The sequence below is a fragment of the Methylobacterium terricola genome, assembly GCF_006151805.1.
GTDB lineage: Bacteria > Pseudomonadota > Alphaproteobacteria > Rhizobiales > Beijerinckiaceae > Methylobacterium > Methylobacterium terricola.
Map to the genome: position 1 here is coordinate 169,275 of NZ_VDDA01000012.1, position 22,616 is coordinate 191,890.

At 69.1% G+C, this 22,616-nt stretch carries 24 protein-coding genes; 14 read left to right on the top strand and 10 right to left on the bottom strand.

The annotated features are described in order from the left end of the window. Positions 1–24 precede the first annotated feature (24 nt). The gene (locus tag FF100_RS23050) at positions 25–1,260 is read left to right on the top strand and encodes an ABC transporter substrate-binding protein (RefSeq protein WP_139038095.1); all 1,236 of its coding nucleotides are present in this window, start codon (positions 25–27) and stop codon (positions 1,258–1,260) included. Positions 1,261–1,321: 61 nt separating this feature from the next. Here the strand turns inward: FF100_RS23050 and FF100_RS23055 are convergent, their stop codons facing one another. The 3 genes from FF100_RS23055 to FF100_RS23065 all read right to left on the bottom strand — a co-directional run bounded on the left by FF100_RS23055 (position 1,322) and on the right by FF100_RS23065 (position 5,783). Continuing rightward, positions 1,322–2,902 carry a methyl-accepting chemotaxis protein gene (locus tag FF100_RS23055; protein WP_139038096.1) on the bottom strand — a complete coding sequence of 527 codons (1,581 nt, stop codon included), beginning with the start codon at positions 2,900–2,902 and terminating at the stop codon, positions 1,322–1,324. An 800-nt stretch (positions 2,903–3,702) separates the two neighbouring features. Next, entirely contained in the window at positions 3,703–4,431 is a 729-nt protein-coding gene (phbB, locus tag FF100_RS23060; RefSeq protein WP_139038097.1) for an acetoacetyl-CoA reductase, read from the bottom strand. Positions 4,432–4,598: 167 nt separating this feature from the next. After that, positions 4,599–5,783 (bottom strand): acetyl-CoA C-acetyltransferase, encoded by a 1,185-nt coding sequence (locus FF100_RS23065; protein WP_139038098.1) that lies wholly within the window; start codon positions 5,781–5,783, stop codon positions 4,599–4,601. Positions 5,784–6,074: 291 nt separating this feature from the next. Between FF100_RS23065 and phaR the strand changes: the two genes are divergently transcribed. Together phaR and FF100_RS23075 are read left to right on the top strand one after the other, a co-directional pair. Further along, positions 6,075–6,692: a polyhydroxyalkanoate synthesis repressor PhaR gene (phaR, locus tag FF100_RS23070; protein WP_139038099.1), complete on the top strand. Its 618-nt coding sequence runs from the start codon at positions 6,075–6,077 to the stop codon at positions 6,690–6,692. A 76-nt stretch (positions 6,693–6,768) separates the two neighbouring features. Further along, positions 6,769–6,984 carry a hypothetical protein gene (locus FF100_RS23075; protein WP_139038100.1) on the top strand — a complete coding sequence of 72 codons (216 nt, stop codon included), beginning with the start codon at positions 6,769–6,771 and terminating at the stop codon, positions 6,982–6,984. A 31-nt stretch (positions 6,985–7,015) separates the two neighbouring features. Here FF100_RS23075 and FF100_RS23080 read toward each other — a convergent pair whose 3' ends face one another. Further along, on the bottom strand, positions 7,016–7,864 hold the full coding sequence (locus FF100_RS23080; protein ID WP_171070299.1) for a LysR substrate-binding domain-containing protein: 849 nt from the start codon (positions 7,862–7,864) through the stop codon (positions 7,016–7,018). 73 nt (positions 7,865–7,937) lie between these two features. Between FF100_RS23080 and FF100_RS23085 the strand changes: the two genes are divergently transcribed. Further along, complete coding sequence (locus FF100_RS23085) at positions 7,938–9,134, top strand: YbfB/YjiJ family MFS transporter (RefSeq protein WP_139038102.1); 1,197 nt, start codon at positions 7,938–7,940, stop codon at positions 9,132–9,134. 97 nt (positions 9,135–9,231) lie between these two features. Here FF100_RS23085 and rpmF read toward each other — a convergent pair whose 3' ends face one another. Beyond that, positions 9,232–9,417 (bottom strand): 50S ribosomal protein L32, encoded by a 186-nt coding sequence (gene rpmF / locus FF100_RS23090; RefSeq protein WP_048425702.1) that lies wholly within the window; start codon positions 9,415–9,417, stop codon positions 9,232–9,234. 258 nt (positions 9,418–9,675) lie between these two features. On the opposite strand from rpmF, the gene FF100_RS23095 reads away from it, so the two are divergent. The 6 genes from FF100_RS23095 to FF100_RS23120 all read left to right on the top strand — a co-directional run bounded on the left by FF100_RS23095 (position 9,676) and on the right by FF100_RS23120 (position 13,937). Continuing rightward, positions 9,676–10,092, top strand: coding sequence for a ComEA family DNA-binding protein (locus FF100_RS23095; RefSeq protein WP_139038103.1), 417 nt, complete (start codon positions 9,676–9,678; stop codon positions 10,090–10,092). 78 nt (positions 10,093–10,170) lie between these two features. Beyond that, positions 10,171–10,785: a ribonuclease D gene (locus FF100_RS23100; protein WP_139038104.1), complete on the top strand. Its 615-nt coding sequence runs from the start codon at positions 10,171–10,173 to the stop codon at positions 10,783–10,785. A 117-nt stretch (positions 10,786–10,902) separates the two neighbouring features. Continuing rightward, a complete protein-coding gene (gene lptC / locus FF100_RS23105) occupies positions 10,903–11,634 on the top strand; it encodes an LPS export ABC transporter periplasmic protein LptC (protein WP_246102258.1) in 732 nt (243 codons plus the stop codon). A gap of 4 nt (positions 11,635–11,638) precedes the next feature. Next, complete coding sequence (locus tag FF100_RS23110) at positions 11,639–12,397, top strand: LptA/OstA family protein (RefSeq protein ID WP_246102260.1); 759 nt, start codon at positions 11,639–11,641, stop codon at positions 12,395–12,397. A gap of 301 nt (positions 12,398–12,698) precedes the next feature. Then, on the top strand, positions 12,699–13,157 hold the full coding sequence (locus FF100_RS23115; RefSeq protein WP_139038106.1) for a hypothetical protein: 459 nt from the start codon (positions 12,699–12,701) through the stop codon (positions 13,155–13,157). A gap of 201 nt (positions 13,158–13,358) precedes the next feature. Beyond that, positions 13,359–13,937, top strand: a complete 579-nt coding sequence (locus FF100_RS23120) for a histidine phosphatase family protein (protein WP_139038107.1) — start codon at positions 13,359–13,361, stop codon at positions 13,935–13,937. 264 nt (positions 13,938–14,201) lie between these two features. On the opposite strand, the gene FF100_RS23125 is transcribed toward FF100_RS23120, so the two are convergent. Continuing rightward, positions 14,202–16,541: an NADP-dependent malic enzyme gene (locus FF100_RS23125; RefSeq protein WP_139038108.1), complete on the bottom strand. Its 2,340-nt coding sequence runs from the start codon at positions 16,539–16,541 to the stop codon at positions 14,202–14,204. Between the two features lie 84 nt (positions 16,542–16,625). Between FF100_RS23125 and FF100_RS37955 the strand changes: the two genes are divergently transcribed. Then, the gene (locus FF100_RS37955; RefSeq protein ID WP_139038132.1) at positions 16,626–17,219 is read left to right on the top strand and encodes a CatB-related O-acetyltransferase; all 594 of its coding nucleotides are present in this window, start codon (positions 16,626–16,628) and stop codon (positions 17,217–17,219) included. Here FF100_RS37955 and FF100_RS23135 read toward each other — a convergent pair. Continuing rightward, complete coding sequence (locus tag FF100_RS23135) at positions 17,209–18,540, bottom strand: NRAMP family divalent metal transporter (protein WP_139038109.1); 1,332 nt, start codon at positions 18,538–18,540, stop codon at positions 17,209–17,211. The two genes, FF100_RS37955 and FF100_RS23135, sit on opposite strands and share 11 nt — an antisense overlap. A gap of 486 nt (positions 18,541–19,026) precedes the next feature. Here FF100_RS23135 and FF100_RS23140 point away from each other — a divergent pair, with 486 nt between their 5' ends. Beyond that, positions 19,027–19,821: an inositol monophosphatase family protein gene (locus FF100_RS23140; RefSeq protein WP_139038110.1), complete on the top strand. Its 795-nt coding sequence runs from the start codon at positions 19,027–19,029 to the stop codon at positions 19,819–19,821. Between the two features lie 65 nt (positions 19,822–19,886). After that, on the top strand, positions 19,887–20,447 hold the full coding sequence (locus FF100_RS23145) for an adenine phosphoribosyltransferase (RefSeq protein ID WP_139038111.1): 561 nt from the start codon (positions 19,887–19,889) through the stop codon (positions 20,445–20,447). A gap of 64 nt (positions 20,448–20,511) precedes the next feature. Here FF100_RS23145 and purQ read toward each other — a convergent pair whose 3' ends face one another. Together purQ and purS are read right to left on the bottom strand one after the other, a co-directional pair. Then, positions 20,512–21,198 (bottom strand): phosphoribosylformylglycinamidine synthase subunit PurQ, encoded by a 687-nt coding sequence (gene purQ / locus FF100_RS23150; RefSeq protein ID WP_139038112.1) that lies wholly within the window; start codon positions 21,196–21,198, stop codon positions 20,512–20,514. Next, positions 21,195–21,437, bottom strand: coding sequence for a phosphoribosylformylglycinamidine synthase subunit PurS (purS, locus tag FF100_RS23155; RefSeq protein ID WP_109959050.1), 243 nt, complete (start codon positions 21,435–21,437; stop codon positions 21,195–21,197). The genes purQ and purS overlap by 4 nt, the downstream gene beginning before the upstream one ends. A 226-nt stretch (positions 21,438–21,663) precedes the next feature. Here purS and FF100_RS23160 point away from each other — a divergent pair, with 226 nt between their 5' ends. Continuing rightward, positions 21,664–22,401, top strand: a complete 738-nt coding sequence (locus FF100_RS23160) for a helix-turn-helix transcriptional regulator (protein WP_139038113.1) — start codon at positions 21,664–21,666, stop codon at positions 22,399–22,401. Between the two features lie 13 nt (positions 22,402–22,414). Here the strand turns inward: FF100_RS23160 and FF100_RS23165 are convergent. Then, a partial coding sequence (locus tag FF100_RS23165) for a transposase (RefSeq protein WP_139038114.1) occupies positions 22,415–22,616 on the bottom strand: 202 nt, incomplete at its 5' end.

A 22,616-nucleotide genomic window follows, 5' to 3' on the forward strand; every position in this document is an offset into this window, starting at 1 on the left:
CAACGTCGGCCCGGGAGGAACACCATGACACGCTTGAGCCGGGCGCTTGCCCGCACCACCGCCCTCGCCGCGGGCCTGATTGTGGCCGTCGCCGCGCAGGCCCAGACCGCCGCACCGAAAGGCGCCTCCGACGGCGTGGTGAAGATCGGTATCCTCAACGACCAGTCCGGGGTCTACGCCGATTTCGGCGGCCGCGGCTCGGTGGAAGCTGCGAAGATGGCGGTCGAGGATTTCGGGGGCAAGGTCCTCGACGTGCCGGTGCAGATCGTCGACGCCGACCACCAGAACAAGCCGGACATCGCCTCGAACGTCGCCCGGCAATGGTACGACACCGACCGTGTCGACGCGATCATGGAACTGACCACCTCCTCGGTGGCGCTCGCCGTGCAGGGCCTGTCGAAGGAGAAGCGCAAGATCACGATCGTCGACGGCGCCGCGACCTCGGACCTCACCGGCAAGCAGTGCACGCCGTACGGCTTCCACTGGGCCTACGACACCCACGCCCTCGCGGTCGGCACCGGCGGCTCGCTGGTCGAGACCGGCGGCGATACCTGGTTCTTCCTCACCGCCGATTACGCCTTCGGCTCCGCGCTCCAGGCCGACGTCACCCAATACGTCACCCAGAAGGGCGGCAAGGTGGTGGGCGCGGTGCGCCACCCCTTGAGCGCCCAGGACTTCTCGTCGTTCCTGCTCCAGGCGCAAGGGTCGAACGCCAAGATCATCGGGCTCGCCAATGCCGGGCTCGACACCGCGAACGCGATCAAGCAGGCGGCAGAATTCGGCATCGTCCAGGGCGGGCAGCGCCTCGCGGCCCTGCTGTTCACGCTGGCGGAGGTCCACGGCCTCGGCCTCAAGGCGGCGCAGGGCATCGTGCTGACCGAAGGCTATTACTGGGACCTCGACGACCAGGCCCGGGCCTTCGCCAAGCGCTACATGGCCCGCACCGGCAAGATGCCGAACATGATCCAGGCCGGCACCTACTCGTCGGTGACGCACTACCTCAAGGCGGTGAAGGCCGCAGGCACCGACGACACCGACGCGGTCGCGGCCAAGATGCGTGAACTCAAGGTCGACGACTTCTTCGGCCGCGGCGGCACGGTGCAGGCCAACGGGCGCATGGTCCACGACATGTACCTGTTCCAGGTCAAGTCGCCGGCCGAATCGAAGGCGCCGTGGGACTATTACAAGCTGCTCGCGACGATTCCCGGCGACAAGGCGTTCCTGTCGGCGAAGGCGAGCGGGTGCCCGCTGACGCAGTGAGACCGCAATCGGCCAGGGCCGTGCGCGATGGCGCGCGGCCCTGGCCTCGGTCGGGCGCGGCCTATGCGGCGCGCACCCTGGCGAGGAACCGGCACACCTCCGCCGACAATTGCTCGGATTGCCGCGACAGCTCGGACGCCGCCGTGAGAACCTGGCTGGCGGCAGCCCCGGTCGCCTCCGAGGCCTGCGCGACGCCCGAGATGTTGTCGGTCACCTCGGCCGTTCCCACCGCCGCCTGGCCGACATTCCGCACGATCTCCTGCGTGGCGATCCCCTGCTGCGCCACCGCCGCCGCGATCGACGTCGCCATCCCGTCGATCTCCCGGATCCGGCCCGTGATCCCGCCGATCGCCGACACCGCCTGATCCGTGGCGCTCTGGGCCTCCCCGATCTGGCGGGTGATGTCTTCGGTCACCTTCGCGGTCTGCTCGGCCAGCGCCTTGACCTCGGCGGCCACCACCGCGAAGCCGCGTCCCGCCGCTCCCGCCCGCGCCGCCTCGATCGTGGCGTTGAGCGCCAGGAGGTTCGTCTGGCTCGCGATCGAGGAGATCAGCCCCACCATGTCGCCGATCTTGGCCGAACTGGACTTGAGGGTGTGGACGAGCGTCGCCGTCTGATCCGCATCGGTCACCGCCGACCGGGCGAGAGCGGCCGAGCCGCTCACCTGCCGGCCGATCTCCTGGACCGACGCCTCGAATTCCTCGGCGGCGGCAGCGACCGTGTTGACGTTGGAGCCGGCCTCCTCGGCTGCGGCAGCCACGGCGGCGGACTGGCTGGCGGTCTGGGTCGCGGTGGCGGTCATCGCCTGGGCGGTGGCCTGCAACGTGGCGGCGGAGGACGACACCCGGGCGACGATGCCGCCGACCGCTTGCTCGAAGCCCTGCGCGATCTGGTTCATCGCCTGCCTGCGCTGGCTCTCGCTTTCCTGGCGGGCGGCGGTGTCGCGGGCGAGGTCTTCGAGGGCGCGCGAGCGCAACCCGTCGCGGAGCGCGACGACCGCGGAGGCGATCTGCCCGACCTCGTCCCGGCGCCCGGCCCCGGCGATCTCGGCATCGAGCTCGCCGCGGGCGAGACGCTGCATGGACGTGGTGAGGCCGCCGAGCGGCTTGGAGACACTCCGGCCGATCACGAGGGCGAGGAGGATGAACAGGACCGCCACGGGGGCGAGTTTGACGCCGATCGACTTGGCCTGATTCCACAGGATCGTGTCGACGTCATGGACATGAACGCCGGCCACCACCAGGAGACGCCATTCAGGAACCGCGATGACATAAGCGACCTTGAGCGTCTCGACATCCTCTCCGGGTTTTTTCCAATAATAATCCATGAATCCAGATCCATTCTCTTCGACGGCCCGGAGTGTTTCCTTGAATAACAATTTGCCGAACTTGTCTTTGACATGCAACGCACTCTTCCCCTCAAGCTCTGGTCGCGCTGCATTGACCCATGTATCGCCGCTGAAATCATAGACAGAATAGTAATTTCCGCCGTCGAATCGTGCGAGCCGCAGCACGCGCGCAAGCCTCGATTTTGCGTCTGATTCACTCAATTCGCCGGACATGGCGCGATTCAAATACCCTTTCGCGATCGTCGCACCGATCTCGACGCTGTGGCGGATATCCTGGCGCTTCTGCTCCAACATGCTGCTTCGCACTTGCCAGAGGACGAGCCCGACTGATCCACATGCAAAGACGAGACCCAGAATCGCGAGAACCGCGAGTCGATGGGTGATGCGTATATTTTGGATCATCGTGGCCCCTCTTCGTCTTGCCGTCGAGGTTCTCATATGATGCTTAATATTTCGCTTAAATTTGTGGCATTACAGTATTAATGAGCAAATATGTGCTACAATGCAAGATTGAATCGATATATTAATTTGTATTGGACGTTTTTATGTCGAAATCAATATCGATCAATCTATGACAAAATTAAAATGAGCTATTTTCATTGGCAAAATCGACGATGAAATCCCTGTCGATTGGCTGAATGGATGTCCGTCTGGACGTCTCTGTTTTCAGACGGCCTGCGCCTGGCTGCGTGGGGCTGCCGAGTGCCCGCCTGCTTAATCGAGCGCGCGGCGCCGCCCGACGAAACTTTCGGGTCCGTCCGGGTCAGCGCCCGGCCGTTCGACCAGCAGCCACGGCCTCTCGGCCGGATGCAACTCGGGACTGTGAGCGGGCGGGCCGACGGGCATGTCGGGGCGAGACCCGTTTGCCAGCCACAGGCCCGCGATCGGAAGCGCCGCGCTGCCGTATGGCCGGGCGCCGCTCGGGAGCCCGCCGGGTTTCCGTTCCGGAGGACCCTGTCCGCCTCGCAAAAAAGCCCCGCCCGGATCGGGCGAGGCCTGGACGCATGCGGCGTATCCGCAGCGATGCGAGAGTGCTGGGCGTCGGGACAGGGTCGAGGCGGGAGACCCCCGCCTCGTACCCGCCCGAGGCTCGATCAGACGAAGTGCTGGCCGCCGTTGATGGTCAGGGTCGAGCCGGTGATGAAGCCCGCCTGCTCGCCGGCCAGGAACTCGACCGCGCGGGCGATCTCCTCGGCCTCGCCGAGGCGGCCGACCGGGATGTGCGGCAGGATCTTGGCCTTCAGCACCTCGGGGGCGATCGCCTTGACCATCTCGGTGGCGATGTAGCCCGGGGCGATCACGTTGACGGTGATGCCCTTGTTGGCGTTCTCCTGCGCCAGCGCCTTGGCGAAGCCGATCACGCCGGCCTTGGCGGCGGAGTAGTTGGTCTGGCCCATCTGGCCCTTCTGGCCGTTGATGGACGAGATCAGGATGATCCGGCCGAAACCCCGCGAGCGCATGCCGTCGATCAGCGGACGGGTGCAGGTGAACATCGAGTCGAGGTTGGTGCGGATCACCGCCTGCCACTGCTCGAAGGTCATCTTGTGGAACATGCCGTCGCGGGTGATGCCGGCATTGTTGACCAGGATGTCGATCGGACCGAGCTCGGCCTCCGCCGCGCGGATACCGGTCTCGCAAGCCGCGGCGTCGCCGACGTCGAACTTGAAGACCGGGATGCCGGTCTCGTCCTTGAAGGCCTGCGCGGCCTCGTCGTTGCCGCCGTAATTCGCCGCGACCTTGTAGCCGGCCTCCTTCAGCCCCTTCGAGATCGCGGCGCCGATGCCGCGAGTGCCGCCGGTGACCAGTGCGACGCGTTCTGCCATGTGCCCTCTCCTCAACTCGCGTTCGAGCGATCCGTCCCTCGGCGCCGTCCGTGGATACGTTACGGCAGGCGGCCGTTCCACAACGAAGGCGGGTGTTGTCCCGCTTCTAAAGGTACTAACCCGAAGGGGGCGGCCGGGCTCCCCGGCCACCCCCTCCCTTCAGCGAATTATTGCCGCTCGAGGCACATGGCGACGCCCATGCCGCCGCCGATGCAGAGGGTGGCGAGGCCCTTCTTGGCATCGCGGCGCTGCATCTCGTGCAGCAGGGTGACGAGGACGCGGGCGCCCGACGCACCGATCGGGTGGCCGATGGCGATGGCGCCGCCGTTCACGTTGACCTTGGCGTCGTCGAAGCCGAGGTCCTTGTTGACCGCGAGCGCCTGGGCGGCGAAGGCCTCGTTGGCCTCGATCAGGTCGAGATCGGAGGCCTTCCAGCCGGCCTTCTCGAGGGCCTTGCGCGAGGCCGGGATCGGGCCGGTGCCCATGATCTTCGGATCGACGCCGGCGGTCGCCCAGGAGGCGATGCGGGCGAGCGGCTTGAGGCCGCGCTTCTCGGCCTCGGCCGCCGACATCAGCACCAGGGCGGCGGCGCCGTCGTTGATGCCGGACGCGTTGCCGGCGGTGACGGTGCCGTCCTTCGAGAAGGCGGGCTTGAGCTTGGCCATGCCCTCGGGCGTCGCACCCTCGCGGATGTACTCGTCGGCATCGACGACCACGTCGCCCTTGCGGCCGGGCACCGTGACGGGGGCGATCTCGTCCTTGAACCGGCCGTCCTTCTTGGCGGCCTCGGCCTTGTTCTGCGAGCGGGCCGCGAAGCTGTCCTGCTCCTCGCGGGTCAGCTGCCACTGCTGGGCGATGTTCTCGGCGGTGTTGCCCATGTGGTAGCCGTTGAAGGCGTCCATCAGGCCGTCCTTCAGCATCGTGTCGACGAGCTTGAGGTCGCCCATCTTCTGGCCGCCGCGCAGGTATTGGGCGTGGGGCGCCATCGACATCGATTCCTGGCCGCCGGCCACGATGATGTCGGCGTCGCCGTTGGCGATCTGCTGCATGCCGACCGCGACGGTGCGAAGGCCCGAGCCGCAGAGCTGGTTGAGGCCCCAGGCGGTCTTCTCCTGCGGGATGCCGGCGGCCATGGCGGCCTGGCGGGCCGGGTTCTGGCCCTCGCCGGCGGCGAGCACCTGGCCGAAGATCACCTCGTCGACCTCCTCGGGGGAGACCTTGGCCCGCTCCAGCGCCGCCTTGATGGCGACCGCACCGAGCTTGTGGGCCGGCACGGTGGCGAAGGCCCCGTTAAACGAGCCCACCGGGGTGCGGGCGGCCCCCACGATGACGATATCTGCCTTCTCGGCCATGCGCCTCTCCTCTCGATCCTCGCCCAGCGTCACGGGGCCGTCGCTGCCGGTTGTCCGCGCGCTTTGCGGTGGATGAAAGCGTTGCCCTGCGGGAAGTCAAGGCGTCCGCAGCGCACGACCGCACTGGCAGCGCGGCCAGTTTGCGTGGACGGCGCGCAGATTGCTATTTTCGCCAGCACACGAAGGCCTTAAGGTCCGGTCATGAGAACCGGTGAAAATTCGGCTCGCCCGGCGCCGTCCCGCTCTCGCCGGGTTGGCCAACAGGTCGGCCAAGAGGGAGACAGGGCACCGATGGCGGATAGCGGCAAGTCGACACCCACCGTCATCAAGAAGTACGCCAACCGGCGTCTCTACCACACGGGCACCTCGACCTACGTCACCCTCGAGGACCTGGCCGCGATGGTGCAGGCCGGTGAGGATTTCGTGGTCTTCGACGCCAAGTCGGGCGAGGACATCACCCGCTCGGTGCTGACCCAGATCATCTTCGAGCAGGAGAACAAGGCCGGCGCCGAGAACCTGCTGCCGGTGGCCTTCCTGCGCCAGCTGATCCGCTTCTACGGCGACAGCATGCGGGCGATGGTGCCGAGCTTCCTCGAACATTCGATGCATCATCTCGCCCGCGAGCAGGACGGCCTGCGCGAGAAGATGTCCCAGACCTTCGGCCCCACCGCCTTCCAGCACGCGATGGAGGAGCAGGTGCGCGCCAACATGAGCTTCTTCAGCGAGGCGATGCGGATGTTCACGCCGTTCGGCCCGGGCGGCCAGCCGGGGAGCGGCGACACGCCGGCCGAGGCGCCGGCCGCGGCGCCGGCCCCCGCCCCGGCCCCGGCCCCGAAGGGCGAGCTCGACGACCTCAAGCGCCAGATGCTCGAGATGCAGAACCGGCTCGAGGCCCTGGCCAAGAAGTAGCCGCGAGGACGCGCGGCGGGAAACTTGGCCGGCGGGTTGCGACGTTGATCCGTCGTCGCCCCGCGGAGCCCCCGCCATGTCCCAGCCCGACACGTCCGTCCCGGAACCGCATACGACCGGCCGTGCCCTCGTCCCGATCGAAGCCGCCTCTCCCGCGCCTCCCGTGCCGGCCCGGCCGCTCGCGACCTTCCTGGTTCAGCTGATCGACGGGCCGACCGGGACGTTGCGGCCCTCCCGCCTCGACCGGTCGCGGGTGGCCTCGGCGCGGTATGCGGCGAACGGCGAAGCGTGATCGATCGGCGCTCGCGCAGGCCGGACGCGCCCTACACGCCCTCCCCCACCGGCGGCAGCAGCGCCATCAGCGAGCGCAGCGGCGGGCTGGCCTCGCCCGACCAGACCAGATGCGTGCGGTTGCGCCGCAGATGCCCCGGCAGGGGGTGGCGGGCGACCGTCGTGCCGAGCACCGCATGGTCCAGCACCTCGGCCGGAACGATGGCCGCCCCGGTGCCCGCCGCCACGCAGGCGACGATGGCGTGGTAGGAACTCATCTCCAGGATCCGCTCCGGTGACCGGCCCTCCTCGGCGAGCCAGGCGAACAGGCGCTGGCGGTACGAGCAGCCGTGCGGGAAGGCGACCACGGTCCCGGTCCGAGCGGCGTCCCGCCCCTTGGCGGTGATCAGCACCAGTTCTTCATCGAAGGCGGGGACCGAGGACAGGGCATCGCCCTCGATCGGCTCGGACACGAAGGCCGCCTCGACCTCGTAGCGCGCGAGCTGGCGCAGCATCGCCCGGGTGGTGCCGGTCTGCAGCTCGATCGTGACGTCGGGGTAGCGCGCGTGGAAGGCCGACAGGATCGGCGGCAGCCGGGCGCCGGCGGCGCTCTCCATCGAGCCGAGCCGCAGCGTGCCGCGCACGCCGCCGCCGCGCAGCTCGCGCTCGGCGAGATCGGCGAGGGTCAGCAGCTTGTCGGCGTGGCCGAGCAGGGTGCGCCCGGCCTCGGTGAGGGTGAGGGAGCGGCCCTCGCGCCTGAACAGGGCGACGCCGAGCCGTTCCTCGAACTGCTTGATCCGGGTGGTGACGTTGGACGGCACCCGGTTGAGCAGGCTTGCCGCCCGCGTCACCCCGCCTTCCCGCACCACGCTGCGGAAGATGTGCAGGTCGTCGAGATCCATTGTTCTCATGGCAAGAAGGATACGTCGGAAAAATTCATTTTCCAAGAACCGTCGAGGGGTGTTGGATGCCCGGATGAGCACGCTTCATCCGCCTCTCGCCCGCCCCGTTCCGTCCTCCGCGACTTGGCCGGTCGTCGCCGCCGGCATCCTCGCCCTCGCGGTCGCCATGGGGATCGGCCGCTTCGCCTTCACGCCGCTGCTGCCCTTGATGCTGCGCGACGGTACCCTGACCGCGAGTGCCGGCGCCGCGTGGGCCGCGGCGAACTATGTCGGGTACCTCGCCGGGGCGCTCACGGCCGCGTGGTTCTCGGGGAAGCCGGCGCAAGGGCTGGGGGTGAGCCTCGCCGGGGTGGCCCTGACGACCCTCGCCATGACGTGGGCCGGCGACCCGGCCCCGGACCTCGTCGGCACGGCGCTTCGTGCCACGGCCGGCTTGTTCAGCGCCTGGGCGCTTGTCTGCGCCAGCAGCTGGTGCCTCGCCGAGCTCGCCCGGCGGGGTGCGCCGCGGCAGGGTGCCTGGATCTACATCGGGGTCGGCGTCGGCATCGCGCTCGCCGGGGCGCTGGCTTGGCTCGGCGGACGCCAGCCGGCGGCACGGCTGTGGCTCGAACTCGGTCTCGTCGCAACGCTCGGCGCGCTGCTCGTCGGGGGACTGGCGCGCCGGCAAGGCACGACCCCGCCCGAACCCGCGGAGCGCGCGGCGGCGGCCCTGGCGCGGGGCGGCACCGGCCACCCGCTCGGCCTGATCCTGTGCTACGGCGGCTTCGGCTTCGGCTACATCGTGCCGGCGACGTTCCTGCCGGCGATGGCGCGGGAGCTGACGCCCGACCCGCTGGTCTTCGGCCTGGCTTGGCCGCTCTTCGGCCTGGCGGCCGTGCTGTCGGTCGCCGTGGCGGCGCGCCTCCTCGCGGGGGTGCCGCGCCGGCGTCTCTGGGCGGCGGCACAAGCGCTCATGGCGCTCGGCACCGCGCTGCCGCTCGTGGTCCACGCCTTGTGGGCGGTCGCGGCCTCGGCCGTGCTCGTCGGCGGCACCTTCATGATCGCCACCATGGCCGGCCTGCAACTGGCGCGCGAGGCGCGCCCCGACGACCCGACGCCGCTGCTCGCCCGGATGACCGCCGCCTTCGCGGCCGGGCAGATCCTCGGCCCGCTGCTGGTGCGGCTCCTCGGCGGCGGGTGGCACGCGGTGAGCCTGACCGGCGCGGCCGCGACCGGCCTGCTCGCCCTCACCGCCCTGTGGCTGTGGTGGACGGCGCGACGCCCGGGATGATCCCAGAGGCCGAGCCCCAAACGAGAACGGCGCCCGCGAGGGGCGCCGTCATCCCGTGCCGGTCCTTGAGCGGCGCGTGCGGCGCCGCCATGCCGGATCACGCGTCGGACTTGACCTTCAGAACCTGGCGACCGCGATACATGCCGGTCTTCAGGTCGATGTGGTGCGGGCGACGCAGCTCGCCGGAATCCTTGTCCTCGACGTAGGTCGGGGCCTTGAGGGCGTCGGCGGAGCGGCGCATGCCGCGCCGCGACGGAGAGGTCTTTCGCTTCGGAACGGCCATTGGAACTACTTCCCGTGCAACAAAACAGGCGCGTAGAGGCCCCTGGCCGGAGCCGCCGCGCGCGTCGCGATCCTGATCGGAGCGGGGTCTATAGAGGAGACGCGCCGCCCTGGCTAGGGGACCAGCTCCAGAAATCCGCTCGGCCCGTCATACACGCATTAAGCTGCCGTTCAACGGCGAAGGTCGCATGATGGGCGTGAGCCGCTCCGGACAGCCCCGCTCCGGGAGCCCGTGGGCGGCACGATCGGAGCTGTCCCGATGACGCGCTTTCCCCGCCTGACCCGCGCCCTGGCGCTGACCGCCCTGCTCGCAGCAGGCCCGGCTCTCGCCCAGACCCCCGCCCCGTCGACCCCGACGACGCGGCCGGCCCCGACCGTCCCGGCGCCCACGGCGACGCCCCCGGCAGCCCCCACCGCCCCGAAGGCGCCCGAGGCCCCGAAGGCGGCGGCCCCCGCCACGCAAGCCGCGCCTTCGGCCAAGCCCGTTCTCATCGACCTGAACACCGCCTCGAAGCAGGAGCTCGAGACCCTGAAGGGCATCGGCACGGCGCGCTCGGAGGCGATCATCAAGGGCCGGCCGTATCGCGGCAAGGACGAGCTTCTGTCGAAGAAGATCGTCCCGTCGAACGTCTACGAGGACATCAAGGACAAGGTCATCGCGCGCCAGAAGAGCTGAGCGCCTCCGATCCTTGCCGGCCCGGAAGCGGGGTGATAGGCGCCGGGGCAGACACGCGCTTCCCCGGACACCCTGCCCATGCCCCACCGCCTGCACCGCGGCGACCTGCCCGACGATTACGTGCCGGGCCCGGCCATCGCGATCGATACCGAGACGCTCGGCCTCCAGCCCCACCGCGACCGGCTCTGCGTGGTGCAGATCTCCCGCGGCGACGGCGAGGCCGACCTGGTGCAGATCCCGAAGGCCGGCCCGGAGCCGGTGGTGCTCAAGCGCGTGCTCGCCGATCCGGCGGTCACCAAGATCTTCCACTACGCCCGCTTCGACCTCGCGGTGCTCTATCACCGGCTCGGCGTGATGCCGGGGCCGGTCTACTGCACCAAGATCGCCTCGCGGCTCGCCCGCACCTACACCGACCGGCACGGCCTGAAGGACCTGGTGCGCGAGCTCGTCGGCGTCGACCTGTCGAAGCAGCAGCAATCCTCGGATTGGGGCGCCGAGACCCTGACCCAGGCGCAGATCGACTACGCCGCCTCCGACGTGCTGCACCTCCACGCCCTGCGCGACCGGCTCGACATGATGCTGGCGCGCGAGGACCGCACCGCGATGGCGCAGGCCTGCTTCGACTTCCTGCCGACCCGCTCCCGCCTCGACCTGCTCGAATGGGACGAGACCGACATCTTCGCCCATAGCTGAGCGGGACGGAAGCGTGGCCATTCTGTTAACCTGCCGGCCATAACTTCGACACCGCGTCGGGGCATCGGGGACGCCCATGTCCCGCGCACCCCGCGTCGGATGTCGGCACGACGCCAGGTGGCCACGCCCTTGCTGCACGCTTCCCCGCTCGACGCGATCCCGTCCCCGGGCCCCGATCCCCGGCGCCTGCGCGCCCATGCGAGGGCGCGCCGCCACAGCGCCCAGGTGCGCTGGCTGCGCCGCGCGATCCCCCTCGGGGCGGGTGCGGCGGGGCTCGCCATCGTGGTCGGCACCTGGCTCAACCCCTTCGCCGATCTCGGCGTCTCGGTCAGCCTCGGCTCGATCGGCGTCTCGGGCTCGAAGGTGACGATGGAGAGCCCGCGGCTCTCGGGCTACCGCTCGAAGGACAACCGCCCCTACGTCGTGACCGCCAAGGCCGCCCTGCAGGACGTGAGGAAGCCCTTCGTCATCGAGCTGCAGAGCATGCTCGGGCGCCTCACCACCGACGAATCCGGCGGGCTTGCCCATATCGAGGCGACGGCCGGGATCTTCGACACCCAGAAAGAGGCGCTGGACCTGAGCCAGCACATCCGCCTCTGGACCGACAAGGGCCAGGAAGCGCGGCTGACCTCGGCCCATGTCGACTTCAAGGCCGGCACGATGCACTCGCGCGAGGCGGTCACCGTCACGATGCCGACCGGCTCGATCAAGGCCGACGGTCTCGACGTGACCGAGAACGGCAAGACCATCTCGTTCGTCGGCAACGTCAAGGCGGTCTTCAGCAATCACATGCCTTCGGACGAGGATCCGCGCCTGCGGACCTCCGAGGCCCAGATCAAGGACGATTGAGCCCGTGCCCCGTCTTCCGGCCCTGGCGGCGCTCGGCTGCCTCACCCTCGCCGCCCTCGCCCTCCCCTCCGGCTCGTGGGCCGAGACGCCCGCGCCCGCGGCCAAGAAGAAGGAGGCCGGCTCCGGCTTCGGCGCCTTCAGCAGCGGCGGCGGCAAGGAGCCGATCAAGATCGACGCCGACCGGCTCGACGTGTTCGACCGCGAGAACAAGGCGGTCTTCGCCGGCAACGTCGTGGCGGTGCAGGGCGAGAGCACGATCCGGTGCTCCAGCATGACCGTGCACTACCAGCGCAAGGAGAAGGAGAAGAAGGCCGAGGCGAAGGCTCCGGAGACCAAGCCGGCGGACGGCAAGCCGGTCGAGGCCGCGGTGAAGGTCGAGGCCAAGCCGGAACCCAAGGTCGAGAAAGCGGCGGCCGACCCGACCGACGGCAGCGCGATCCGCCAGGTGGTCTGCGCCGGCCCGGTCACGGTGGTGTCGAAGGATCAGGTGGCGAGCGGCGACAACGCGGTGTTCGACCGGGTGGCGAACCGGGTCGTGCTGACCGGCAACGTGGTCTTGAGCCAGTGCCAGAACGTCACCCGCGGCTCGCGCCTCGTCTACGACATGAATACCGGCCGGGCGAACATGGACCCGGTGGCCGGCGGGCGCGTCTCGGCGATGTTCGTGCCGGGCGGCAAGGATGATGGGGCCAAGGGCAAGCAGGCGGGCTGCGCGCAGCCGGCGGGGCAGGCGGGCAAGGCGGCGCCGAAGCCGCGGGGATAGAAGCGAGTTGAGGAAGTTTGGCTTGACCGAGGGACATAGCTGCCGAGGATAGAAGTTAGCGGGCGATATGTACATGCCCCTGAACAGCATGTGCGGAAAACCTTCCAAGCGAAGTTTCCGTATATCACATCAATCCGACGGGGGTTGTCGCGCGTATTCTACAGCAGAGATTAGTTAGCTGCACGATTGGCCGGCCCCTCATCATCAGACACATGTTTTCCGTGCAGCCGAGCGTGAGATACGGAATGACCGCTCGGGGTGGTTTGCAGGCCTCTCCGTTCCAGCCATAATCGGTCACGTGATGACCTGGAGCCGCATAGCCGCCGCCTTCAACTACCATGGCGCCCTGCTCGACATCTATGTTCTGGAGACATCGCATCAGGATTGGGCCCGCGTGTGGGACCTACTGCGGGCGAAGCCTGAGCGGCTGACGTTCGAAATCGATGGGCAGGCAAAGCCTCCGCCGGCCGAGGTCGCCGAGGTCTTCAATTTCTATCCTGCCCGGAGCGTTCTGGTGTCATACCGTCTCGGCAAGCAGCGGCTGAACTGCCACTTCTTTACGGAGGAGGAGATCGAGTTCGATCTTGATCCGCGTGACGTGGATAGTCTCTTGGAAGCTGACCGGTTGGTAGGCTTTCTGAATGCACTCGGGCGCGCGACTATGAAGGAGGTCTTATTGACAGTCGAGAACAGTCCCGATGAAGTGATCGCGCGCTATGACCCCACGAGCGACACACTGGAGTGGTCAGTTGGGTACTAAGCTTTCAGCATAGGGTTCGCTTAAGGTTGCCCGTCAGGGACATCCATCCGGCAATCTCATGTGTCGGAAAACACTTGTTTACCGTACACCCAAGCCTGAGGTGCAGAACGATCGTTCGGAGTAGTTTCCCGCATTTCGACTTTCTAGATAGCTTCGAGCATACGGGACGTAGCTGTTCGTTTGGGAGCACAGAACCTCGAGATGAAAGTTCTTTTCGTCACTCATCCTGAGGTCACGATCGACCCGGCTGTACCGGTGCCCGACTGGGGCCTATCGGCACGAGGCCGCGAGCGCATGGCAGCTTTCTGCGCACGACCCGAGGCGACGAGCATTGGCCACATCTTCGTCAGCGATGAGCGCAAGGCGCAAGACGGAGCTGGTATGCTGCGCGAGCGACACGGGTGTCCCATCACGACCGACGCGCGCCTGGGCGAGAACGACCGCTCGGCTACCGGCTACGTCGCGCCGCCTCGCTTCTGGGAGATTGTCGATCGATTCTTCGCCGAGCCCGAGACGAGCGTTCTAGGTTGGGAGCGAGCGGTGGACGCGCAGGCGCGTATCAAGGCAGCGGTGCGGGACTGTATCGCCGCCCATGGCAATAGTGCTGCTGACTTGTGCGTCGTTTCGCATGGAGGGGTCGGCACGCTGCTTCTATGTGACCTGCTGGGCGAGCCCATCTCACGGGACCATGGTCAGCCAATAGCAGGGGGCGGCTGTTTCTTCGCCTTCGATGGCGCGACATGGACGCTGAAGCATGGTTGGCGCGACATCGTGCCATGATCGAGTGGCCGCTATGGGAAGCGGCGGAATTATCGCAGTGCGTCGAAGAAGGGGCCAAGGCAGCCCCATGAGGCGCTCGTCAGGTTTCAGCCGGTATACGCAGATGGTCATCTCGGGTGCCGGAAAACACCTGTTGTCCGACACGCAAGCGTATGACATCCGAGATGGCCCGAGGGGCCAGGATTAGACTCGCACACGGTCAAGCAGTATCCCAGCGGAGGTCCAACGACCCGGCGATCATCTCGCCGGGCCGCTCCACTCCACTTACGCCGACACCAACGGCGTCCCCGCCTCCGCGGTGCTGTCCGCCTCGACCTTCACGCTCTCGCTCCCCTGCGCCTCGACCACCGCCGCCGCCGTGATGTTGACGATGCCCCGCGCCGTCACCGACGGGGTCAGGATATGCGCAGGCTGCGCCGGGCCGAGGAGCAGCGGGCCGACCGGCAGCGCATCGGCCAACGTCTTCGAGAACTGGAACGCGATGTTGGCTGCATCCAGGTTCGGCATGATCAGCACGTTGGCCTCGCCCTTGAGGCGCGAGCCGGGCAGCACCTTGTCGCGGATCGCCTGCGACAGGGCGGTGTCGGCGGCCATCTCGCCGTCGACCTCGAGGTCGGGGGCGCGCTCGCGCAGGAGCGCCAGGGCCTGGCGCATCTTGCGGGCCGATGCGGTGTCGAACGAGCCGAAATCGGCGTGGCTGACCAGCGCGATCTTCGGCGAGAGGCCGAAGCGGCGGGCGGTGTCGCCGCAGGCGATGGCGACGTCGGCGATCTCCTCGGCGCTCGGATCGGGCCGGACGTGGGTGTCGGCCAGGAAGTAGGCGCCCTTCGAGGTGACGATGAGGCTGAGCGCCGCGAAGTCCCGCGCCCCCGGCGCCAGCCCGATGATGTCGCGGATCACCCGCAGCTTGCTCTCGAAGCGGCCTTCCAGGCCGCAGATCAGCGCGTCGGCCTCGCCGCGGCGGACAGCCAGCGCGCCGATCACCGCGTTGTTGGTGCGCACCAGGGTACGGGCGGCGTCGGGCGTGATGCCGCGGCGGCCGGCGAGGTCCATGTAGGTCTGGACGTAGGTGCGGTAGCGCGGATCGTCGTCCGGGTTGATCAGCTCGAACTCGCGGCCCGGCTGGATCGCGAGGCCGAAGCGCTTCAGGCGGGTCTCGATGACCGAGGGACGGCCGATCAGGATGGGCTTGGCCAGCCCCTCCTCGACGATCGCCTGGACGGCGCGCAGCACCCGCTCGTCCTCGCCCTCGGCGTAGACGACCCGGCGCGGATCCTCCTTGGCCTTGGTGAAGACCGGCTTCATGATGAAGCCGGAGCGGTGCACGAACCGGTCGAGGGATTCGGCATAGGCCTGCACGTCCGGCAGCGGCCGCTTGGCGACGCCGGACTCCATCGCGGCCTGCGCGACCGCGGGGGCGATGCGCAGGATCAGGCGCGGGTCGAACGGGCTCGGGATCAGGGAGTGCGGGCCGAAGGGCCGCGCCTCGCCGCCATAGGCGCGGGCGACGACGTCGGACGGGGTCTCGCGGGCGAGCCCGGCGATCGCCTTCACGGCCGCCGCCTTCATCTCCTCGTTGATCGTGGTCGCGCCGACATCGAGCGCGCCCCGGAAGATGTAAGGGAAGCACAGGACGTTGTTGACCTGGTTCGGGAAGTCCGACCGCCCGGTGCAGATCATCGCGTCCGGCCGCTTCTCCTCGGCGAGGTTCGGCATGATCTCCGGATAGGGGTTGGCCAGCGCCATGATCAGCGGCTTCTCGGCCATCCGCTCCAGCATCTCGGGCTTCAGCACGCCGCCGGCCGAGAGGCCGAGGAACACGTCGGCGCCCGGGATGATCTCGGCGAGCGTCCGGGCCTGGGTCTCCTGCGCGTAGGCCGCCTTCCAGCGGTCCATGAGCGTGTCACGGCCCTTGAAGACCACGCCCTCGATGTCGGTGACGAAGATGTTCTCGCGGCGCGCGCCGAGGGAGACGAGCTGGTTGAGGCAGGCGAGCGCCGCGGCACCGGCGCCCGAGGTGACGATCTTGACGTCGGCGATGTTCTTGCCAGCGAATTCAAGGCCGTTCAGCACCGCGGCGGCGACGATGATCGCCGTGCCGTGCTGGTCGTCGTGGAAGACCGGGATGTTCATCCGGGCCCGGCAGCGCTCCTCGACCTCGAAGCATTCCGGCGCCTTGATGTCCTCGAGGTTGATGCCGCCGAAGGTCGGCTCGAGCGCCGCCACCACGTCGACGAGCTTGTCGACGTTCTTCTCGGCGAGCTCGATGTCGAAGACGTCGATGCCGGCGAATTTCTTGAACAGGACCGCCTTGCCCTCCATCACGGGCTTGGAGGCGAGCGGGCCGATATCGCCGAGCCCGAGCACCGCGGTGCCGTTCGACACCACCGCGACGAGGTTCTGGCGCGCGGTGAGCGTCGCGGCCTCCTCCGGGTCGGCGGCGATCGCCTCGCAGGCGGCGGCGACGCCGGGGGAATAGGCGAGCGCCAAGTCGCGCTGGTTGCCGAGCGGCTTCGTCGGCTGGATCTCCAGCTTCCCGGGCCGCGGATTGCGGTGGTAGAACAGCGCGCCGCTCTTCAGATCGTCCGAAATGTTGCTGCTCACCGCGCCGTCTCCCCGGATCGCCCGAACGCTCGGGCTCGCCATTCCGCCCGCGCCTCGTGCGGGAGCCCGCGGGTGACGGGTTTCCTGCACCGCCTGCGGCAGGGGCGCAACCCTCACAACGAGACCCGCCTCCACCTCGCCAAGCTCGTCTCCCGCTACGGCTTCCGGATCGGGCCGTACTCCTACGGCAGGCCGAAGGTCCGCTTCCCGGAATCCGGCGCCAGGCTGTCGATCGGCCCCTACTGCTCGATCGCCGACAAGGTCGAGATCCTGCTCGGCGGCAACCACCGCACCGACTGGGTCTCGACCTACCCGTTCGCGGCGATGACGGGGCTGTGGCCGGACCTCGACGCGCCGGAAGGCTACCACGCCTCCCGCGGCGACGTGGCGATCGGCGCCGACGTGTGGCTGGGCTCCGGCTGCCTGATCCTGTCGGGCGTGACCATCGGCCCCGGCGCCGTGGTGGCGGCGCACGCGGTCGTGACCCGGGACGTGCCGCCCTACGCCATCGTCGCCGGCAACCCGGCCCGGGTGATCCGGCATCGCTTCCCGCCCGGGACGGTCGCGGGCCTCGTCGAGACCGCCTGGTGGGACCTGCCGCCGGAGCGGGTGCGGGCCCTGGTGCCGCTGCTTCAGGGCGGCGACGCGGAGGCGCTGCTCCTCGCGCTCACCCGATGATCCAACTGCCGACGAGGCAGACGGTCGCCGCGAACGTGACCGCGACCGTCGCCCAGCCGAGAAGATTGACGAGCCGGCCGTTGACCCGCTCGCCCATCATCCGGCGGTCGTTGGTCATCAGCATCATCAGGAAGAGCAGCGGCGGCACCGAGAAGCCCTGCACCACGCCGGACCAGACCAATGCCCGCATCGGGTTGAAGCCCAGGAAGTTGAGGCCGACCGCCACCACGGTCACCGCCGCGATGGTGCCGTAGAACAGCTTGGCCTCGGAAGGCCGGGCGTGCAGGCTGCCCTCGCGGCCAAGGCCCTGCACGAGGTCGTAGGCCGCGCCCGTCGTCATCACCGGCACGGCCAGGAAGCCGACGCCGACGATGCCGAGGGCGAACAGCACCTTGGCGCCGGAGCCGGCCAGGGGTTCGAGGGCCGAGGCGGCCTGGGCGGCGCTGTCGATCGCGGTCTGGCCGGCCGGGTGCAGGGTCACGCCGGTCGACAGGATGATGCAATAGAGGATGAGGTTCGAGAACAGCATCCCGGTGATGACCTCGCGCCGGGTGCGCTGCAACTCCGCGTCGGTCGCGCCCTTGCGCTGGCGCCAGCGATGGCGGCCCTGGCCGATCTCCTCCTCGACCTCCTGGTTCGACTGCCAGGTATAGACGTAGGCCGAGAGCGAGGTGCCGATGCAGGCGACGATCATCGTGAGCGCGTCGCTGTCGAGGGTCAGGCGCGGCACGACGGTCCGGTACAGAACCTCTCCGGGATCGGGCCGGGCCATGATCGCGGCGGCGACGTAGGCGAACAGCGCCAGCGCCAGCCAGCGGAAAAGCCGGCGCAGCAGCGCGTAGGAGCCGAGGATCTGGAGGGCCAGGATCACCGCGGCCGCGATCACGACGATCAGCGGCACCGGCAGCGGCACCAGCAGGTTGAGGGCGGCACCAATGCCGCCGAGATTGGCCGCGGCCTCGATGACGTTGCCGGCGAAGGCACCGAGCACCATCGGGTAGAGGACCCAGCGCGGGTAGCGGTCGCGGATCGCCGCGAACAGCCCCTTGCCGTAGACCTGGCCGAGCTTGGCCGAGACGTAGACCACCACCACCATCATCGGCAGCAGGACCGGGGCGATCCACAGGAAGCCGAGGCCGAACTTCGCCCCGGCGCTGGCATAGGTGCCGATCGCCGACGGGTCGTCATCCGCCGCCCCGGTGATGACCCCGCCGCCGACGAGGCGCAGGAGGCCGGATGTCTTGCCGGGGGCGGTCTCCGGCGGGTCCGCGGGCGGGCGGTCGTCGGGGGGCGGGCGGATCGGGGTCTCGGGCTCCAACATGCTCCCTCTGAGTATACGACGGCGCCGAGGGCACAACCGGCCGCGCCTTGCCGGGTTCGCTGCACCGTCCGGAATGCCGGGCCGTCCGCGGAGAAGGAGAGACGCGGGTTTCCCCGCTCCCCGCGGGCGGGGAGAGGGCCGTGTCTCCGTTGAGGAGACGCAGCGAGCCGAGGCGAAGCCAGCGCGAGGGTGAGGGGGTAGTGCCGAATGCGGCTCCTCCGGAAACTCCCCCCTCGCCCTGCGGGCTTGGCAGGTTTCCTGGGCAGCCCTGCCCCGTCCGCGACCCCGATCCGGCCCGGGACGCATTTTCTTGCCCGAACCGATGTGACACGCCGCGCGATGCGGCTTAGAGCCAACCACCAGTAACGCGGCCCGCGCCGGCGAGGCATGGGCCGGTCTTCCGTTTCAATCCGTCCCGCCGGGCGCCCGCGCCCGCCATCCAGGATCCGCCATGACCCCGACCCGCAACCCGGGAGCCGCCGCCCGATGATCGTCTCCCCCCTGATGACCGTGATGGTCGATGCCGTGCGCAAGGCGGCGCGCGGGCTCAAGCGCGATTTCGGCGAGATCGAGAACCTGCAGGTCTCGCGGAAGGGCCCGGGCGACTTCGTCACCGCCGCCGACCGCAAGGCCGAGGCGACCCTGCGCGAGGCGCTCATGAAGGCCAGGCCCGGCTACGGCCTCGTCATGGAGGAGAGCGGGATCATCGAGGGCCAGGACAAGACCCATACCTGGCACGTCGATCCCCTCGACGGCACCACCAACTTCCTCCACGGCGTGCCGCATTTCTGCATCTCGGTCGGCCTCGAGCGCGAGGGCACGATCGTCGCCGCGGTGATCTACGAGCCGATCAAGGACGAGCTCTACCTCGCCGAGCGCGGCAAGGGCGCGTTCCTCAACAACAAGCGCCTCCGGGTCGCCGCCCGGCAGGATCTCGCCGACGCCCTGGCGCTCTACGGCTCGCCCTATCTCGGCCGCGGCAGCCATCCGCGCCTGCTCAAGGAACTCGCCGCCGTGATGGCGGTGACCGGCGGCGTGCGCCAGACCGGCTCGGCGGCGCTCGACCTCGCGGCGGTCGCCTGCGGCCGGGCCGACCTGTACTGGGAGCGCGACCTCCAGACCTGGGACATGGCCGCGGGCCTGCTCCTGGTGCGCGAGGCCGGGGGCTTCGCCAGCAGCGCCGACGGCGGCGCCGATCCGATGACCGCCCGCTCGGTCGCCTGCGGCAACGAGGTGCTGCAGCGCGAGCTGGTCGCCATCCTGCGCAAGGTCGGCGGCTGACCGCGCGCCCGGACCGCGACCGGTCCGGGCTGACCGCCCCACCCTCGAACCCGAAGGTCTCCTTCATGGACCCGAGCACCTTGGACCCGCGCACCCGCTCCGCCCTCAAGGACGCGATCCGCACGATCCCGGACTATCCGAAGCCCGGCATCCTGTTTCGCGACATCACCACCCTGCTCGGCGATGCCCGCGCCTTCCGGCGCGCGGTGGACGAGCTGGTGCATCCCTTCGCGGGCGGCCGGATCGACCAGGTCGCCGGCATCGAGGCACGGGGCTTCATCCTCGGCGGCGCGATCGCCCACCAGCTCTCCTCGGGCTTCGTGCCGATCCGCAAGAAGGGCAAGCTGCCCCACACCACGGTCTCGATCGCCTACGCGCTCGAATACGGCACCGACGAGATGGAGATCCATTCCGACGCGGTGAAGCCCGGCGACCGGGTGATCCTGGTCGACGACCTGATCGCCACCGGCGGCACCGCCACGGCGGCGGTCGAGCTGCTGCGCCGGATCGGCGCCGAGGTGGTGGCGGCCTGCTTCGTCATCGACCTGCCGGAACTCGGCGGCGCCGACCGCCTGCGCGCCCTCGACCTGCCGGTGCGCACCCTGATCGAGTTCGAGGGGCACTGAACGAGAAAGGCGGGCCTCTCGGCCCGCCTCTCCCCGTGATCGTTCCGGATCATGCCGCCTGGAGTCAGGCCGCGTTGGCCAGGCTCTCGAACAGGCCGCGCCCGTCGGTGCCGCCGACCAGGCCCTCGACGAAGTTCTCCGGGTGCGGCATCAGCCCGAGCACGTTGCGGGTCTCGGAATAGATGCCGGCGATCGCGTTGAGCGAGCCGTTGCGGTTGGCCTCGACCGTGAGCCCGCCGGCCGCGTCGCAGTAGCGGAACGCCACCCGGCCCTCGCCCTCGATCCGCGCCAGCGTCCCGGGATCGGCGAAGTAGTTGCCCTCGCCGTGGGCGATGCAGACGTCGATCACCTGATGCTGGGCATAGGCCCGGGTGAAGGCGGTGTCGGCGCGCTCGACCCGCAGGGTCTGGCGGTGGCAGAGGAAGCGGCGGTTGACGTTGCGCATCAGCACGCCCGGCAGGAGGCCGGACTCGCACAGGATCTGGAAGCCGTTGCAGATGCCGAGCACCAGGCCGCCCCGGGCGGCATGGGCCCGCACCGCGTCCATGGCATGAGCGCGACCCGCGATGGCGCCGCAGCGCAGGTAGTCGCCATAGGAGAAGCCACCGGGCAGGACCGCGAGGTCGGTGCCGGCGGGAAGCGTAGTCTCGGTGTGCCAGACCGGGGTCACCTCGGCGCCGGACAGCCGCAGGGCCCGGGCGACGTCGGCGTCGCGGTTCGAGCCCGGGAAGACGACGATGGCGGCCTTCATCGGGCGATCTCGACGCGGTAGTTCTCGACCACGGTGTTGGCGAGCAGCCGGTCGCAGGCTGCCTTCACGGTCGCCTCGGCGCTCGCCTCGTCGGCGGCATCGACCTCGACCTCGAAGAACTTGCCCTGGCGGACGCCGGCGATGCCGGAGATGCCGAGCGAGCGCAGCGCGCCTTCGATCGCCTTGCCCTGAGGGTCGAGGACGCCGGTCTTCAGGGTGACGGTGACGCGCGCTTTCATCGGCCAGACCTTCGACAGCGGAGGGCTTCTTTCAGGCTCCCGATAGTGCGGAACGGGCTCTGAGGCAACGCCGGGTGGGGAACTCGTGCGGGCCTCGACGCGCGCATTGATCTTTGCTGGCAGGATTCTAATACTCGAACGGACCCGGCAGGCATCGCGGTACAGACGGGTTCGCTTCGCGCGAGGGCGGCTCGGAGTCGGGCGGCTCGGGGTTCAGGGGTACGTCATGTCGGACGCCGACGACGCGTTCATTCGTCAAGCATTCGACCTCATCGACGGTCTCGACGGCCTCTCGGACCCGCTCGCCGTGCAGACAACGGTCTTCGATCTCGTCGCCCGCTGCGGCTTCTCCTATTTCGCGATCACCCGCCTGCCGCAGCCGGGCGAGCGGCTCGGCCCCAACCTGCTGCTCAGCGTCTGGCCGGACGGGTGGCTGTCGCATTACGACCGGGTCGGCCATTACCGCCACGACCCGGTGGTGCGGCACTGCCTAAGCACCACCGAGCCTTTCGCCTGGAACGAGGTCCCGCACGACCCGAAGGCCGACCCCCAGGCCCGCCGGGTGATGGAGGAGGCGCGCGAGCACGGGATGGGCGCCGGCTATTGCGTGCCGATCTACGATGCCCACGGATTTCAGGGCGGGATCTCGATGGCCGGCGAGCGGATCGAGCTGCCGCCCCGGGTGCGCCGCGCCGTCCACCTGCTCGGGCTCTACGCCTGGGCGGCGGCGGCCCGCACCACGACCCGGCGGCGCAAGCCGACGGGCCGCCTCCTGAGCGCCCGCGAGCGGGATGTCCTGTCCTTCGCCGCGCAGGGGCGCACCCGCGAGGAGACCGCCGACCTCCTCGGCGTCTCGGTCGAGACCGTCGCCACCCACCTGCGCAACGCCCGCAGCAAGATCGGCACCCGCAACACCACCCACACGGTGATCGAGGCCCTGCGCCTGCGCGAGATCACCCTCTAGGCGGTGTGGACAGTTATCGGAGCCATAGGACGATGGCAGCGATGGTGACCACGGCGGCGTAGTTGCGGGCTGTCTTCTCGTAGCGTGTCGCGACGCGTCGGAACTGTTTGAGCTTGGAAAAACAGCATTCGATCAGGTGGCGCTCCGTATAAAGGGCCGTATCGAGCTCATACTTCCTGGATCGCGAGGGATTGTTCGGGATCACGGCCGTCGCG